This window comes from Allobosea sp. 05T438, from assembly GCF_056396025.1.
In genome coordinates this window covers 52,751-68,483 of the sequence record NZ_JBFTKQ010000008.1, presented here as the reverse complement: position 1 = coordinate 68,483, position 15,733 = coordinate 52,751, and the positions used below count along the sequence as shown (strand labels likewise).

At 65.6% G+C, this 15,733-nt stretch carries 13 protein-coding genes; 9 read left to right on the top strand and 4 right to left on the bottom strand.

The window, feature by feature from the left end; translation table 11 throughout:
• The 7 genes from kduI (at position 1) to AC1DIN_RS17265 (ending at position 3,765) form a co-directional block, all read left to right on the top strand.
• Positions 1-837, top strand: coding sequence for a 5-dehydro-4-deoxy-D-glucuronate isomerase (gene kduI / locus AC1DIN_RS17295; protein ID WP_476810682.1), 837 nt, complete (start codon positions 1-3; stop codon positions 835-837).
• A complete protein-coding gene (gene kduD, locus AC1DIN_RS17290; protein ID WP_476810681.1) occupies positions 837-1,607 on the top strand; it encodes a 2-dehydro-3-deoxy-D-gluconate 5-dehydrogenase KduD in 771 nt (256 codons plus the stop codon). Before kduI ends, kduD begins: the two co-directional genes overlap by 1 nt.
• A 12-nt stretch (positions 1,608-1,619) precedes the next feature.
• Positions 1,620-1,961, top strand: coding sequence for a cupin domain-containing protein (locus AC1DIN_RS17285; RefSeq protein WP_476810680.1), 342 nt, complete (start codon positions 1,620-1,622; stop codon positions 1,959-1,961).
• A gap of 96 nt (positions 1,962-2,057) precedes the next feature.
• Positions 2,058-2,384, top strand: a complete 327-nt coding sequence (locus AC1DIN_RS17280; RefSeq protein ID WP_476766770.1) for an ArsR/SmtB family transcription factor — start codon at positions 2,058-2,060, stop codon at positions 2,382-2,384.
• On the top strand, positions 2,381-2,791 hold the full coding sequence (locus AC1DIN_RS17275; protein WP_441472739.1) for an SRPBCC family protein: 411 nt from the start codon (positions 2,381-2,383) through the stop codon (positions 2,789-2,791). The genes AC1DIN_RS17280 and AC1DIN_RS17275 overlap by 4 nt, the downstream gene beginning before the upstream one ends.
• A gap of 57 nt (positions 2,792-2,848) precedes the next feature.
• Entirely contained in the window at positions 2,849-3,301 is a 453-nt protein-coding gene (locus AC1DIN_RS17270; RefSeq protein ID WP_476810679.1) for a DUF1801 domain-containing protein, read from the top strand.
• 50 nt (positions 3,302-3,351) lie between these two features.
• On the top strand, positions 3,352-3,765 hold the full coding sequence (locus AC1DIN_RS17265) for a DUF1801 domain-containing protein (RefSeq protein ID WP_476810678.1): 414 nt from the start codon (positions 3,352-3,354) through the stop codon (positions 3,763-3,765).
• A 63-nt stretch (positions 3,766-3,828) separates the two neighbouring features.
• On the opposite strand, the gene AC1DIN_RS17260 is transcribed toward AC1DIN_RS17265, so the two are convergent.
• Together AC1DIN_RS17260 and aspT are read right to left on the bottom strand one after the other, a co-directional pair.
• Positions 3,829-5,469, bottom strand: a complete 1,641-nt coding sequence (locus AC1DIN_RS17260) for a bifunctional aspartate transaminase/aspartate 4-decarboxylase (RefSeq protein ID WP_476810677.1) — start codon at positions 5,467-5,469, stop codon at positions 3,829-3,831.
• A gap of 20 nt (positions 5,470-5,489) precedes the next feature.
• Entirely contained in the window at positions 5,490-7,178 is a 1,689-nt protein-coding gene (gene aspT / locus AC1DIN_RS17255; RefSeq protein WP_476810676.1) for an aspartate-alanine antiporter, read from the bottom strand.
• 501 nt (positions 7,179-7,679) lie between these two features.
• On the opposite strand from aspT, the gene AC1DIN_RS17250 reads away from it, so the two are divergent.
• Positions 7,680-8,840 (top strand): efflux RND transporter periplasmic adaptor subunit, encoded by a 1,161-nt coding sequence (locus AC1DIN_RS17250; RefSeq protein ID WP_476766764.1) that lies wholly within the window; start codon positions 7,680-7,682, stop codon positions 8,838-8,840.
• A 3-nt stretch (positions 8,841-8,843) separates the two neighbouring features.
• Positions 8,844-11,990, top strand: coding sequence for an efflux RND transporter permease subunit (locus tag AC1DIN_RS17245; RefSeq protein WP_476810675.1), 3,147 nt, complete (start codon positions 8,844-8,846; stop codon positions 11,988-11,990).
• 411 nt (positions 11,991-12,401) lie between these two features.
• On the opposite strand, the gene AC1DIN_RS17240 is transcribed toward AC1DIN_RS17245, so the two are convergent.
• Together AC1DIN_RS17240 and AC1DIN_RS17235 are read right to left on the bottom strand one after the other, a co-directional pair.
• Entirely contained in the window at positions 12,402-13,934 is a 1,533-nt protein-coding gene (locus AC1DIN_RS17240; RefSeq protein WP_476810674.1) for a CYTH and CHAD domain-containing protein, read from the bottom strand.
• Positions 13,935-14,293: 359 nt separating this feature from the next.
• Complete coding sequence (locus AC1DIN_RS17235) at positions 14,294-15,727, bottom strand: amidase (RefSeq protein WP_476810673.1); 1,434 nt, start codon at positions 15,725-15,727, stop codon at positions 14,294-14,296.
• Between the last annotated feature and the right edge of the window lie 6 nt (positions 15,728-15,733).

Below are 15,733 nucleotides of genomic sequence, written 5' to 3'. Positions count from 1 at the left end.
ATGACCATCGAAATTCGCCAGGTTTCGCACCCCGAGGCCGTCAAGGGCTTCGACACGGCGGAGCTGCGGCGCCACTTCCTGATCGAGACGCTGTTCGCCGCGGGCGAGGTCAAGCTGACCTATAGCCATCTCGACCGCGTCATCGTCGGCGGCGCCATGCCGACCAGCAAAACTGTCGTGCTGCCGACGCCGAAGGCCGTCGGCACCGACGCCTTCCTCAGGCGGCGCGAGCTCGGCATCGTCAATGTCGGCGGTCCCGGCAAGGTCTCGGTCGGCGGCAAGGACTACGCACTCGCCAAACGCGATGCGCTCTATGTCGGCAAGGAAGCGGGCGAAGTCTCCTTCGTCAGCGACGATGCCGGCAATCCCGCCAAGTTTTACCTGCTCTCGACGCCGGCCCATGCCGTGCACCCGACCAAGGTCATCCGGGAGGCCGACGCCAAGACGATCGCGCTCGGCGAGCAGGCGACCGCCAACAAGCGCGTCATCCGCCAGTACATCATCCCCGGCGTCTGCGAGACCTGCCAGCTCGTGATGGGTGTGACGACGCTCGAAGAGGGCAGCATCTGGAACACCATGCCCTCGCATGTCCATGACCGGCGCTGCGAGATCTATCTCTATTTCGACGTCCCCGCCGACGCCCGCGTCTTCCACCTGATGGGCGAGCCGCAGGAGACCCGCCATCTCGTCGTCGCCAACGAGCAGGCGATCCTCTCTCCCGGCTGGTCGATCCATTCCGGCGTCGGGACGAAGGCCTATTCCTTCATCTGGGGGATGGGCGGCGACAATGTCGACTACACCGACATGGACATGGTCGCGACCGGGGATCTGCGCTGATGCGCTCACCCTTCGATTTGGGCGGCCGGACCGCGATCGTCACCGGGGCCAATACGGGTCTCGGCCAGGCGATCGCGGTCGCGCTCGCGCAGGCGGGCGCCGGCATCGTCGCGGTCGGCCGTTCCAGCATGGCCGAGACGAAGGCGCTGATCGCAGAGACCGGCCAGCCCTTCCATGAGATCACGGCCGACCTCGCCACGCTGGAGCCGATCGCCGGGATCGTCGAGGAAGCCGACGCGGCGGCGAAGGCCGACGGCTCGCGGCTCGATATCCTCGTCAACAATGCCGGCATCATCCGCCGCGCCGACGCGATCGACTTCACCGAGGCCGATTGGGACGCGGTAATGGACGTCAACCTGAAGTCGACCTTCTTCCTGACGCAAGGGGTGGCGAAGCGCATGCTCGCCGACGGCAAGGGCGGCAAGGTGATCAACATCGCCTCGCTGCTCTCGTTCCAGGGCGGCATCCGCATCCCCTCCTATACGGCGTCGAAGAGCGGGCTTGCCGGGCTGACGCGGCTGCTCGCCTGCGAATGGGCAGCCAAGGGCATCAACGTCAACGCCATCGCGCCCGGCTATTTCGTCACCAACAACACCGAGGCCCTGCGTGCCGATCCCGAGCGCAATGCCGCAATCCTGGCCCGCATCCCGGCCGGACACTGGGGCAATCCCGGGGAACTGGGCGGGGCCGCCGTGTTTCTCGCCTCCGACGCCGCGGCCTATGTCCATGGCGTCGTCCTGCCCGTCGATGGCGGCTGGCTCGCGCGCTGAGGGAGAACCGACATGGATCGCAAGAACGAGCCCTTCGCCCGCGACGCCGATCTCGGCTGGGAGCCGGCCGGCGAAGGCGTGACGCGCAAGGTCCTGACCTACCGCGACGAAGTCATGATGGTGCGGGTGCGCTTCCAGGCCGGCGCCGTCGGTCTGGCGCACAGCCATCCTCATATCCAGTGCTCGCTGGTCGAGAGCGGCGTGTTCGACATCACCATCTCCGGGCGCACAGAACGGCTCCGGGCCGGCGACAGCTTCACCGTGCCGCCGGATGCCGTGCACGGCGCGACCGCCATCGAAGCGGGAACGCTCGTCGACGTCTTCACGCCGATGCGGCAGGACTTCGTTTCCTGACGGCGACGCGCGTCGGCACAACACAGTTCCTCTCGAGTTGACTCTTACATAACCCGTCAGTTATTGGTTCAATCAATAACTGACGGGTTATGTATTTTGATAGCGACCGATCACGACCAGCTCTTCAGGACCCTCGCCGACCCGACGCGACGGGCTCTGTTCGAATGGCTATGCCGGGACGGCGAGCAGACTGTGGGCGCGCTAACGGTCCGCGCCGGCGTCTCGCAGCCGGCCGTGTCGAAACATCTCGCCGTGCTGAAGCAGGCCGGGCTGGTGCGAGACCGGCAGGCAGGCCGCCAGACGCATTACAGCGCGCAGCCCCGGGCTCTGGCGCCGCTGATCGACTGGACCGGCCAGATGGGCGGCTTCTGGGAAAACCGCTTCGACGATCTCGAGGATCTGCTGAGGAGAATGGATCAATGAACGAAACATCGGACGAGATCCGTTCCGTCGTCGTCGAGCGGGAGTTCCCGCATCCGCCGGAGAAGCTCTGGCGCGCCCTGACGCAGCCGCATCTGATCGCAGAGTGGCTGATGAAGAACGATTTCCAGCCGATCGTGGGACACCGCTTCGATTTCAGCGCCGAATGGGGCGCCGTCCAGTGCGAGGTGCTGGAGGTCGAGCCGGCCCGGACGCTGTCCTACACATGGGGCGATCACAGACTGAAGACGGTGGTGACCTGGACGCTGACGCCGGCCGGCTCCGGCACGTGGCTGCGCATGGAACAGGCAGGCTTCCGGGCGGACCAGCCGCGCTACTTCCAGGGCGCCCAGGGCGGATGGCCGCGTTTCTTCGCAGCGCTGGAAGACGTGCTCGCGCGGATGGGCTGAGAAACGCCCGCCGTTCAGCCGCGCCGTTTGGAGATCGGTTTGCCGGAGGAGAGCGGTTTGGCGAAGAAAACGAGACCATCGATCGAGGTCGATGCGGGCGGCCCCGCCAAGCCTGTCCTGCTCTCGGGCGGCAACCCGCAGATCGCGAAGGCCGAGGGCGATGCGGCCGTGCAGGCCTATATCGCCGCGATGCCGGAATGGAAGAGCGCAGCGGGGAAGCAGCTCGACGCGCTGATCGAGCGGACCGTCCCCGACCTGCGCAAGGCGGTCAAATGGAACTCGCCCCTCTACGGCACCAGCGAGCACGGCTGGTTCCTCGGCGTCCATTGCTTCGCACGCTACATCAAGATCGCCTTCCTCAACGGCGTGGCGCTCGACCCGCTGCCGCCCATCGCGTCGAAGGACAAGAACACCCGCTACATTCACATCGATGAGCATGGCCTGACCGACGCAGCCTTGATGGCGCGCTGGGTCGAGCAGGCCGCGAAGCTGCCCGGCTGGATCATCTAGTTGCGCAGGAACCGCCGCGGCCCTGGAGCACGCGGCAACGGAGAGCGATCATGACAAGCACCGCCACCCAGAGCGAGCAATCACCATCCGAACTGATCGACGGGCGGATCAGGGAGCTCGGCGACTGGCGCGGAGAGATGCTTGCCAGACTTCGTGCCCTGATCCGGCAGACCGTTCCCGACGTCGTCGAGGAATGGAAATGGCGCGGCGTGCCGGTCTGGTATCGCGACGGCATGATCTGCACCGGCGAGACCTACAAGAGCGTGGTCAAGCTGACCTTCGCCAAGGGCGCGGCGCTGGAAGACCCGTCCGGCCTGTTCAATTCCAGCCTGGAGGGCAATGTCCGCCGGGCCATCGATTTCCACGTGGGCGAGGCGATCGACGAAAAGGCCCTGGCCGAGCTGATCCGCGCCGCCGTCGCGCTGAATGCGCCGAAAGCGAAGCGAGCCGGCCGCCCGGGCTGAGCGGCCGGCTCATTATCGATCGGAGCCCGGGACTAAAGCCACGAGCCCCGGCGCCGGGTCGACTCAGCCCTTGGACTTCTTTCCAGCCTTGCCGCCGCCCTTCTTGCCGGAGGAGCCGCCGCCCTTCTCGAAGACCACGTGGAACTCCTCGGCCATGCCGCGCAGGGACCGGCCGATGTTGGCGTATTGGTACTCGTTCAGATTGGCGAGCGAGGCGCGCCCCGCCGGCTGGCGCGTGCCGAAGCCGCGGCCGGGGAGGAGCACGATGCCGGTCTCGTCGGCGATCCTGAACAGCAGCTCGTCCGGGTTGACGTTCTTCTTCACCCAGGCGGCGAACTCCGGCCCGTGGAGGTCCCGGGCCACCGCCTCGAGATCGAGCAGCGTGTAGTAATCGACCGCATTCTCGTCGTTGCCCTGGGGGACGCCGAGCTCGCGATAGAGAGCCGCCTCGCGGCGACGGATCAGCTTCTTCAGCTCTGCCTTGTAGCCGTCGGCCTCGTCCATGAGCGCGAAGAGCGAGAACAGCACCATCTGGACCTGCTGCGGCGTCGAGAGACCGGCCGTGTGATTGAGCGCCACGGTGCGGCTGTCGGCGACGAGGCGGTCGATGAAGCGCAGCTGGCTGACATCCGGCAGAAGCGAACCGTAGCGCCGGTCCAGCGCCTGCTTGGCGCTCTTCGGAAGATCGGCCAGCGCCTTGTCGAAGATGGAATCCTTGTGCGTCGCGACGACGCCGAGGCGCCAGCCGGTGGCGCCGAAATACTTCGAAAAGGAGTAGACCAGCATCGTGTTGTGCGGGCAGGTCGCGAAGAGCGACCGGAAATCATCCGCAAAGGTGCCGTAGACGTCGTCCGTCAGGATGAACAGGTCCGGCCGGTGCTCGCGCACGATCGCGGCGACCTTCTCGAGGCTGCGATCGTCCATCTTCACCGAGGGCGGATTGCTCGGGTTGATGCAGAAGAAGATCTTGATCGCTGGGTCCTTGAGCTTCTCCAGCTCGGAATCCGGGTACTGCCAGCCCTTCTCGGGATCGGCATCGATCGCGACCTCGACCAGCCCGTATTCGTCGAGCTCGGGGATTTCGATATAGGGCGTGAAGACCGGCATGCCGATCGCGACCTTGTCGCCGCGCTTGACCAGGCCGTTCTGCTTCAGCGTGTTGAAGATGTACGTCATCGCGGCGGTGCCGCCCTCGACCGCGAAGAGATCGATGCTGCCCGGCGGGATGAAGCCGCCGATCATCTCCTTGACGATGTAGTGGCGAACGATCTCCTCGCTCACCTTGAGCATGCGCGGCGGAACCGGATAGTTGCAGCCAAGGATGCCCTCGACCATCTCGTGCAGGAACTCGGAAGCCGAGAGGCCGAGCTGGTCCCGGACATAGCTCAGCGCGCGGCCGAGAAAGACCACGCCCGGCATCTCCCGGTTTTCGGCGATGAAGCGCTCGAACCGGCCCTCAATGCCCTCGATCTGCGGCAGGCCGCCGATGCCGTTGGGCATATAGGAGTAGGAGAGCTCCGCCTCCGCCGTGGCGAAGAGGCCGAGCCGGAAGAAGGCCCGGCGCGGCAGCGTCGCCAGGAAGTTCGGATTGCCGCGCCCGGCATTGAGCATCAGGCGGTTTTCGCGGCTTGAAGCCAGCTTGATCAGTTCGTCTTTGAGCTCGAAGGGGCTGAGCTTGGCGTATTTGCTGTAATCAGTCGCCATAATACGTCTCCTCGATCAAATCAGGTGAAGGCCACGACGAGCGGGCCGAGCAATGTCAGGAAAACGTTCGCCAGCGCGTAGGTGATGGCAAAAGGGGTGGTCGGGATGGAGTTCCCGGCCTTGTCCAGAACCTCGCCGAAGGCGGGGTTGGCGCTGCGCGAGCCGGACAATGCGCCGGCAAAAACGGCCGTATTGTCGTAGCGCAGGATGTAGCGCCCGACGAGCATGGTGATGATCAACGGCAGGAGCGTGACGACCACGCCGATCAGGAAGATCGACAGGCCACTCTGGGCGATGGTGGTGACGGCCTGGTGCCCCGACTGGAGCCCGACCACCGCGACGAAGCCGGCAAGGCCAAGATCGCGCAGCAGTGTCGAGGCCGCCGTCGGCATGTTGCCGATGGCGAGATTGCGGCTGCGATACCAGCCGAAGAGCAGGCCGGACAGCAGCGCGCCGCCGCCACTGCCGAGCGTCAGCGGGACATCGCCGATACGAACCACCAGCAGGCCGATCAACAGACCCAGGACCAGACCGGCGCCGTGGAAGACGAAATCGGTCTTGTCGCTGGAGACCAGCAGGGTGCCGACGACCTTCGCCACGCGCTGGACATCTTCCGCCGTGCCGTAGAGCGTCGCGACGTCGCCGGCTTCGACGACGGTATCTTCAGCCAGCGGAAGCGGCTTGCCGGCGCGCTGCAGGCCGGTGACGTAGATGCCGTGGCGGAGATTGCCCGCCGTCGCATCTCTGATCTGCTTGACGGTCTTGCCGATGAAGTCCCGGTTGGCGACGGCGACGTCGCGGCTGAGCACGACCAGATCCATACCCTCGGAGGACTGCAGCTCAGGGCCGATCTTGCCGGCTGCGCCAACCACGCCCGCACGCCTGCCGACGACGAGGATGGTGTCCCCGGCCTTGAGCTTGAGGTCCGGTTCGACGCCGATCACGGAGCCGTCGCGCTTGAGCCGCTCGATGGCGAAGGCGGCAGGACCGGCCAGCGCCTCGACTTCCGCGATCGAGCGCCCTGCGACACCCTCCACCTTGAACAAGCGACCGACCAGATCAGGCGCCGCCGGGTGCTCGCCGGCGCCATAGACCCGGATGCCCGCGAGCATCTCGGCCTCGGCCTTGATGGCATCGTCCCGGATGCTGCGGCCCATGAGCCAGGGCAGGATGTTGACGCAGACGATGATCGCGCCGAAGGAGCCGAAGATGTAGGTGACGGCATAGCCGATGGCGACATTGCCCTGCAGGCGCTGGACTTCATCCGCCGCCAGCCCGAGCTTGCCGATGGCTGCGCTCGCGGTGCCGATGATCGCCGATTGCGTCAACCCGCCCGCTGCGATGCCGGCCGCGAGACCTTTGTCGAGCCCGAACATCCTGGCGAGGATGACGACGGTGGCGAGGCCGCTGAGAGCCAGCACCGCGGCCATGACGATCTCGCGGATCGATTGCCGCCCCAACGAGCGGAAGAACTGCGGCCCGCTCTCGAAGCCGACTGCATAGATGAACAGTGCGAACAAGACCGATTTGATGCCGTTGTCGATCGTGACGCCGACCTGGCTGATCACGACCGCCGCAAGCAGGGAGCCGGCGACGCCCCCGAGCTGGAACTTCCCGAACTGGAATTTGCCGACCCAGTAACCCACCGCCAATGACAGGAAGAGAGCTATTTCCGGAGATTGATGAAAAATCGACGATAGCGCCGCCACAGATCGCCTCCCAAATTCTGGAAACTGAACTGATTGAAATCAAACAAGCGATAACAGCAGACGGAACTCTAGACGCGAATTCACGTATGACTCAAGGACCGATATTCGCAGCACTGCCTCTGTAGGCACGCACAGCCAGAACATCGATGCCAGAAACAATATTCAACCTGGCAGAATTCAAAACTGTCACTTTGACGACAATTTTATAAAAGGGCGATGTCTCGCACCAATTTCCACCCCCGATCAAAGCTGTGCCATGGCAGCTATATTCCGAGGTTCTGAGAGAGCTCCACCGTCACCGGGATCAATGCCGCCAAAGCTTCGGGCAGCTCCAACCAAGACCGTTCTTCGGCATGAACAATGGCCGACATCAACAAGCACCGTTTGCGACAGCCCGAACAAGGCTGTAGCGCCCTTCGAAAAAAACGCCCAATATTGCCGCGACCCGGCCCATCCCCGTGATGGAGCCGATGCGGCGGTCAAGCTGGCAGGGGAAAGCGGATGCCTGGATTTTCGCAGCGCGCGGATGGAAGACTGCGCCCTGGAATTCTCTGCCTTGCGGCGATGGCCCTGGCCGGCAGCCTCGTCTTGAGTCCCGCGACCACCGCCCTCGCCCAACAGGCCGCCCCGGCGAAGATTCCGGTGGGCACCGTCTCCGCTGAAAAGCGGCCGATCGAGAAAACCGCCGATTTCGTCGGCCGCATCGAAGCCGTCAATCGCGTCGACATCCGCGCACGCGTCACCGGATACCTCGAAGAAGTGCTCTTCAAGGACGGTGCAAACGTCAAGGAAGGCACACCCCTCTTCCGCATCGAGCGCCCCCCATTCGAAGCAGCCGTCGAGCAGGCCCAGGGCGCTCTGGAACGCGCGCAGGGCGCTTTGCAGAACGCGACAGTGCAGCGGCAACGCGCCGAAGATCTCCTGCGCACCAGCGCAGGCTCCGTCGCCGTCCGCGACCAGCGTGTCGCCGACGAGAAGGGAGCGCTGGGCGATCAGACGACGGCCGAGGCCAACCTCAAGACTGCGCAGATCAATCTCGGCTATACCGAGATCACGGCGCCGATCTCGGGCCGGATAGGCCGGACCAAGTTCACCAAGGGCAACGTCGTCGGCCCCGACAGCGGCGTGCTGGCGCAGATCGTCAGCAGCGACCCGATGTACGTCAACTTCCCGGTCAGCCAGCGCGAGTTTCTGGGGCTGAAGACGAACTCGGTCGCGGAACTGAAGAACCCTCCCTCCGTCAGTCTCAGATTTGCGGACGGCAGCACCTATAACTACAAGGGCCGCGTCGACTTCGTCGACGTCTCGGTCGATCGCTCCACCGACACGGTCCTGGTGCGCGCGGAGGTTCCGAACCCGGACGGAAAGCTCATCGACGGCACGCTCGTGCGCGTCACCGTCCAGGCCGACAAGCCCGAAGAGAAGGTTCTGATCCCGCAATCGGCGCTGATCGCCGATCAGCAGGGCCCCTATGTCTTCGCGGTCGAGGACGGCAAGGCCGTGGTCAAGCGCATCAAGATCGGCGCCGAGGTCGGCGCCGATGTCGTCGTCGAGCAGGGCCTCGTCGGCAACGAGCAGATCGTCGTCGAAGGGCTGCAGAACCTGCGGCCGGGGACGCCGGTCCTGGCTTCGCCCGTGCCTCCGCCGGTCGGCCGGAGCTGAGCCATGTTCACCTCCGTCTTCGTCGACCGGCCGCGCCTGGCCATCGTCATCGCGCTCGTCACCACGATCGCCGGCCTCTTGTCGCTCTTCGCCATCCCGGTGGCCCAGTATCCCGACATCGTGCCGCCGCAGGTCTCGGTGACCGCCTCCTATCCCGGCGCCTCGGCGGCGGTGATCGAGCAGACCGTGGCCCAGCCGCTCGAAGCCCAGATCGTCGGCACCGACAAGATGCTCTACATGAAGAGCGTCAGCGGCAATGACGGCAGCTATTCGCTGCTCGTCTCCTTCGAACTGGGAACCAACCCGGACATCAACAGCGTCAACGTCAACAACCGCGTGCAGGTCGCGCTGTCGAAGCTGCCCCAGGACGTGCAGCGCAACGGCGTGACGGTGAAGAAGAAGTCCTCGGCCCTGCTCGGCGTGATCGCGGTCTATGCGCCGAAGAACACCTACGACACGCTGTTCGTCTCGAACTATGTCACGATCAACCTGCTCGACTCGATCCGCTCCACGCCCGGCGTCGGCGACGCCGCACTGTTCGGCGCGCAGGATTATTCGATGCGGGCCTGGATCCGCACCGACAACCTGACCGGCCTCAATCTGACGACCGGCGATATCATCAGCGCGATCCAGTCCCAGAATACCCAGGCCGCCGTCGGGCGCATCGGCGCCCGCCCGATCGCGGACGATCAGCAGCTGCAGCTGAATATCCAGACCAAGGGCCGGCTGACCTCGCCGGAGGAGTTCGGCAAGATCGTGCTGCGCACCAATCCGGACGGCTCGATCCTGCGGCTCTCCGATGTCGCGCGCCTCGAGCTCGGCGCCGCCAATCTCGACCGCGACACGCGGCTGAACGGCGGCCCCGCGGTCCTGATCGGCGTCTACCAGTCACCCGGTGCCAATGCGATCGCCGCGCTCGACGCCGTCAAGAAGACGGTAGGCGACCTGTCGAAATCCTTCCCGGAAGGGCTCGACTGGAAGGTTACCTACGACCCGACGGCCTTCGTCACCGCGACGATCCACGAGGTGCAGAAAACGCTGCTCGAGGCCTTCGTCCTCGTCGTCCTCGTCGTCTTCCTGTTCCTCGGGAACTTCCGGGCAACGCTGATCCCGACGGTCGCCGTTCCGGTCAGCCTCATCGGCGCGTTCGTCGTCCTCAACGCCATCGGCTACTCCGCCAATACGGTGTCGCTGCTGGCCGTGGTTCTCGCGATCGGCATCGTCGTCGACGACGCGATCGTGGTGATCGAGAACGTCGAGCGCGTGATGGAGGAGCATCCGGATCTGACCCCGGCGCAGGCGACCAAGAAGGCGATGAGCGAGATCGTAGCCCCGATCATCGCGATCACGCTGGTGCTGCTCTCGGTCTTCGTGCCGGTCGCCTTCATCCCCGGCATCTCCGGCGAGCTGTTCCGCCAGTTCGCGGTCACGGTGGCGGTGGCGATGGTGCTCTCGGCCATCAATGCGCTGACGCTGTCGCCGGCGCTCTGCGCCGTGCTGCTCAAACGCCACGAAGGGCCGCGGCACGGGCCGATCGCCCGCCTCATGCGCGGGATCGACTGGGTGCGCGACCGCTACGGCTCCGCCGTCGCGCGGCTCGTGCGGGTCTCCGCCATCAGCCTCGTGCTGACGGCGGCCTTCGGCGCCGGCATCTATGCGATGAGCCGCATAACGCCGACAGGCTTCCTGCCGGACGACGACCAGGGCGCCTTCTTCATCGTCGCCCAGTTGCCCGACGGCGCCTCGATCGGCCGCACCTCCACGGCCATGGCCCAGGTCGAGAGCATCCTGAAGACCGAAAGCGCGATCGCGGATTACTCCACAGTCATCGGCCTCAACTTCCTCGACAATTATTCTCAGCCCAATGCCGCCTTCGTCATGATCTCGCTGAAGCCTTTCGATCAGCGTCCGAGCCGCGAGGATTCCGCAGAGGCGATCATCGCCCGGCTGTCGCAGAAGCTGCGGGCGGTGCGCGAAGGCAACGTGGTGGCGCTCGCCCCGCCGCCGATCATCGGCCTCGGCAGCGGCGGCGGCTTCAGCTACGTCGTGATGGACATGGGCACATCCGATCCGAAGGCCCTCGCCCGGGCGTTGCGTGGCCTCACGATCGCGGCCAACCAGGATCCGCAGCTGCGGCGGGTCTTCTCGACCTTCTCGGATTCCGCCCCTTCGATCTATCTCGACATCGACCGTGACAAGGTCCAGATCCTCGGCGTCGAGCTGAACAACGTCTTCCAGGCCCTGCAGGCCTCGCTCGGCGGCTACTACGTCAACGACATGAACCTGTTCGGCCGAACCTGGCAGGTGCAGGTCCAGGCGGAAGGGAGCGACCGCGCCTCGGTCGACGACATCTATCGCATCAATGTCCGCAGCCGCAGCGGCAACATGATCCCGCTACGCAGCTTCGTCGAAGCCAAAGTCGTGGTCGGCCCGCAGGCGCTGATCCGCTACAACAACCGCCTCGCCGTGACCCTGCAGGGCTCGCCCGCGCCCGGCGTCTCGTCCGGCGCAGCCCTTGCCGCCATGGAGGCCGTTTCGGCCAAGACCTTGCCGGCGAACTATCGCGGCGCCTGGACGGACGTATCGTTCCAGGAGAAGCGGGCGGAGGGACAGACCGGGATCATCCTCGCCTTCGCCCTGCTGTTCGCCTATCTCTTCCTCGTCGCACTCTACGAGAGCTGGACGATCCCGATCCCGGTCCTGCTCTCGGTCGCGGTCGGCCTGCTCGGCGCCTTCATCGCGATCGTGGTCGCCGGTTTGACGCTCGATCTCTATGCCCAGATCGGCATCGTCGTGCTGATCGGCCTTGCGGCGAAGAACGGCATCCTGATCGTCGAATTCGCCAAGGAGATGCGCGAGAAGGGGCACCCGCTGCTGCATGCGGCCACGGAAGGCGCGCGCCTGCGTTTCCGCCCGGTGATGATGACCTCCTTCGCCTTCATCCTCGGCTTGCTGCCCCTCGTCGTCGCCGAAGGGCCGGCGATGCTCGCCAGGCGCAATGTCAGCACACCCGTCTTCGGCGGCATGCTAGCGGCGGCCTTAATCGGCATCTTCGTCATCCCGGCGCTCTATGTGGTCTTCCAATCCCTGCGCGAGCGCCTGCGCCCCTCGACCCGCCCCGAGGAGAAACCGCCGGCGGCGGCCATATAGATCGGGGCAGAACCTGAGCGATGGGCGTCCAGCAGGAGCCTCCCGAAAAGGCCATCGCGAACCCTTCGCCGCCTGGCTCGTCAGAGATGCCAGAAGGCTTTCGAGCCAGTTGCCGCTCCGTGGCGGCGCGAGTGGTTCGCGAGACCGCTCAATGCGGCGGTGAATACCGATCTCCTCGATCGACAGATCGAGAAAGACCAGAGGCAGCGGGTTTGAAGCAGACGGCCCATGGCCTGCCGGGCGTTATCGGATTCCATGGGTCAACCCGCCCGATGTGTGACCGATCCCGATTGATCCCCCGCGCCTGCGCTGGCGACTCCCAACCGGGAGACGAATGCGCCCGCGCTGCAACATTCGCTGCGGAGATGCCCAAAGCTCATGCGCTGGAGGTCATCTGCCGCCCGTATCTCCTTAGCGCCAGAACGGTTGAAGCGCGATCAGCTCGCCATACGCCTCGACGGCGGAGGCGAGCAGCTTCTGCTCCTTCGCCTCGACATCGGCCAGCGCCAGACCTGCGGCGAACTGGACGGAACCAACAGCATCCGAGCCCACCACGCGCTCCAGAATCTGCTGGCCGGCTGCGATGTCATTGAGCCCACCGAGGCTGCTCTGCAGTTTCGCAAAGGCCGATGCAAAGGCCTTCTGGAATTTGCGCTCCTTCTTGCCTTCATAGAGGCTGGCGAAGAACTCGGCGCCATAGCGCAGCTTCTTGGCCGCGATGCGGAGCTGGTGCCGCTCCTCGATGCTCAATGTCGCGAGGTTCCGGCCACGCTTCTCGACCTGCCGCCTGCGCTTGTCGAGCACCCCCGACGCAAAGGGACGCGCGGGCTGGTCGCGCTCGGCGCCGCCCTGCCCGGACAGCCACGGCCCGGCGTTGATCCACGCGACCAGATCGATCAGGAAGCGCCGCCACTCCTCCGAACGCAGCGTCCAGACCACCGCGAGATAGGCTTCGGCACACTGGCTCTGGAGATGCTTTTCCAAGCTCAGGAGCTCGGCATGATCAGGATGCCGGGACATCTCCGCAGGCAGCGTTTCCGTGAGAAAGACATCGAGGTTCCGGGTGCGCCCAAAAGGCTGCGAAAGGCGCTTCAATTGCGCCTTGATGCCCTCGAACCGATCGTCGGCCAGCAGATCCTTGAACAGTGACATGGCCGAGCGGAGTCTGCGGATCGCGACGCGAGCCTGATGCAAGGCGTCGACATCGTGGCGGCCAAGCAGAACGTCCTCGTTCAGCCGCAGCTGGCGCAGGCAGCCATGGGCGATGGTGCGGAATGCGTCAGCGGCCGACATGTCGTCCGACAAGTCGATCGGCTCGGCCCTGTGAGCCCGATCGCCTTCCCCATCGATCAAGCCGAACCCGCGCTCAGCCTTGCTCACGACGCCGAGACGCACGGGCACGCGCTCGCAGATTTCACGCGCCAGAGTGAAGAGGTCTTTCGCCACTCCCTTCTTCAGCTCGAGCTCGATTTCGCTGATCGCCTCGGCGTCCGAACCATTCTCCGCGCAAGGATTTGTCACAAATCCCTGGTCCAGCGCGATCTCGATCTGCGAGCTCCCCTGGCTGATCAGGCAAGTGGCACGTTCGACCGACACGGTGAATAACGGGGCGAGCTTCGCCTTCCTGCCGAGCAGCTTCGCCAGCGGTGTCCTGCGCAGGGCATCGCGATCGGGCTCGGGACCATCGACCGGCTCCTCCCATTCGCGCCGCTCGATCAGCCCGTCACCACCTGCCTTCACCGTCTGGACGTGGCCATCACCGGTTTGCCTCACCCGCAGAACGTAACCGCAAGCCTGCAGCAGGCGCTCGGAGGTGTCGAAGTAGACCGACTCCAATTGATCCGTGCTCCGCGCCTCAGCGGCAAGACGTGGCCACTCTCGCAACGCAGCCAGGTCGGACGGCTCGCAAACCAGCTTCAGCTCGACTTCCTTCGGATCGCTCATGCTTTGGCCCCGACGATCTCAGCCAAGACAAGAATGGGAGAAGGAGCTTATCGCGTCAGCCCGCTCGTGACGATGAGGAAGGTCAAATCGGCGAGGGGCCCCAAGGCACAATACTCAAGCCAGCCCAGTCCCCATCCAGCAACGAAAGCAGGCCGAAAGGGGCAGCCGCTCTCTTTGGGTGTGGTTTCCGACGGGCGTTCCAAACGCCCCGCTTCGCGCGCTCAGTCGAGGCAGGTCACACGGGGGCGGGAAGCACTGCCCTCAGCCGCGCACGCGAGCATCGGTGACGCGGAGGCCGCCTCGGCGGTTCTCCCATGTGATCGCCCCGTCACGCGGTCGAGCGCCGGCCGGGGCGATCGTCAGGCCGAGCCCCGAACCGCCGGTCCGGCGACCGCGCGATCCCGCGAACCGACGAAGGGGTCGAGCACGCACTCCAACCGCGCCGCGACATCCTGCAGGTAGCCATCCTCATGCCAGCGGCCGACGAGCTGGAGGCCGATCGGCAGCTTGTCGCGGCTGAAGCCGCAGGGGAGCGACAAGGCCGGATGGCCCGTAAGGTTGAACGGGAAGGTGTAGGGGTACCATGCGCCGCGGGTCGTCCCCGCCGGCTTGCCTGCGATCTCGATCGGGCCGAGCGGATCGAGGCCGACCGGTAGTGCCGGTGCCGACAAGGTCGGAGAGGCGATCAGGTCGAAGCGCGAGAGGATGTCCTGCACCTTGGCGAAGCAATCGGTCCGCGCGAACTGGGCCTGGCAGAGTTCGGCGGCGCTATAGGCGCGACCGGCCTCGATCGTGGCGAGCAGCGTCGGATCGAGCTTCTCCGGCGTTTTCTCGGCATGGCCGCCAAGCCGTGCCAGCAGCAGCGAGCGCAGGAAGACGAGAAAATGCGGCTCGAGCGAAACCAGATCGAGCTCGATCGGCTCGACGACCCAGCCGAGCGCTTCCGCCCGTTTCATGGCCGCGACGACCGCCGCCTCGACATCCGGATCGAGGATATTGCCACAGCGCAGGAGGAAGCCGATGCGCGGCTTCTCGCCCTCGCCGAGCCGGCGCTCCGGGAAGCCCGGCACCTGACCGTAGGGGTCACGCCGGTCGGGGCCACGCAGGACGTCGAACATTAGCCGCGTATCGGCGACATCACGCGCCATCGGCCCGACGAAGGAGTTCGCGCCGAAGAGATCTGGAGCCTGCAGGTTGGGAATGGCACCCAGAGTCGCCTTCAGGCCGACGACCCCGCAGCAGGCCGCGGGAATGCGGATCGAGCCGCCGCCATCGCTGCCGAGGGCGAGCTGTCCCATGCCGGCGGCGACCGCAACCGCGGCTCCGCCCGAAGAGCCGCCGCAGGTATGGGCGTGGCTATGCGGATTGAGGGTGCGGCCGAAGAAGGGACCCTCAGTGAAGGGCTTGTGACCGAACTCCGGCGTCGTCGTCTTGCCGATCAGAATGGCGCCAGCGGCCCGTGCGCGGGCGACCGCGACCGCATCGGCCTTCGGAACATTGCCGGCAAAGAGGGCCGAACCCTGCGTGGTCGCGACGCCCTCTGTATTGGTCAGGTCCTTGACCGAGAACGGGATGCCGTGGAGCGCGCCGAGCGGCTCGCCGCGCATCACCTTCGCTTCTGCCTCCTTCGCCTCGGAGCGAGCCCGCTCGGCGCAGACGGCCATGAAGGCGTTGAGCCCGGCGTCCTCCTCGATACGGGCAAGCGCGGCCTCGACCGCTTCGACCGGCGAGACGGTCCTGGCCCGGATCGCGGCGGCGAGATCGACGGCGGAGAGATCGGCGATATCGGTCATGGCTGT

What these genes read in the sequence shown, in the direction of transcription:
- AC1DIN_RS17260 (WP_476810677.1), bottom strand. Translation starts at nt 5,469, where the DNA reads ATGGCGACTGATTACAGCAAATACGCCAAGCTCAGCCCCTTCGAGCTC.
- AC1DIN_RS17240 (WP_476810674.1), bottom strand. Translation starts at nt 13,934, where the DNA reads ATGAGCGATCCGAAGGAAGTCGAGCTGAAGCTGGTTTGCGAGCCGTCC.
- AC1DIN_RS17235 (WP_476810673.1), bottom strand. Translation starts at nt 15,727, where the DNA reads ATGACCGATATCGCCGATCTCTCCGCCGTCGATCTCGCCGCCGCGATC.
- AC1DIN_RS17250 (WP_476766764.1), top strand. Translation starts at nt 7,680, where the DNA reads ATGCCTGGATTTTCGCAGCGCGCGGATGGAAGACTGCGCCCTGGAATT.
- AC1DIN_RS17245 (WP_476810675.1), top strand. Translation starts at nt 8,844, where the DNA reads ATGTTCACCTCCGTCTTCGTCGACCGGCCGCGCCTGGCCATCGTCATC.
- kduI (WP_476810682.1), top strand. Translation starts at nt 1, where the DNA reads ATGACCATCGAAATTCGCCAGGTTTCGCACCCCGAGGCCGTCAAGGGC.
- AC1DIN_RS17265 (WP_476810678.1), top strand. Translation starts at nt 3,352, where the DNA reads ATGACAAGCACCGCCACCCAGAGCGAGCAATCACCATCCGAACTGATC.
- AC1DIN_RS17285 (WP_476810680.1), top strand. Translation starts at nt 1,620, where the DNA reads ATGGATCGCAAGAACGAGCCCTTCGCCCGCGACGCCGATCTCGGCTGG.
- kduD (WP_476810681.1), top strand. Translation starts at nt 837, where the DNA reads ATGCGCTCACCCTTCGATTTGGGCGGCCGGACCGCGATCGTCACCGGG.
- AC1DIN_RS17275 (WP_441472739.1), top strand. Translation starts at nt 2,381, where the DNA reads ATGAACGAAACATCGGACGAGATCCGTTCCGTCGTCGTCGAGCGGGAG.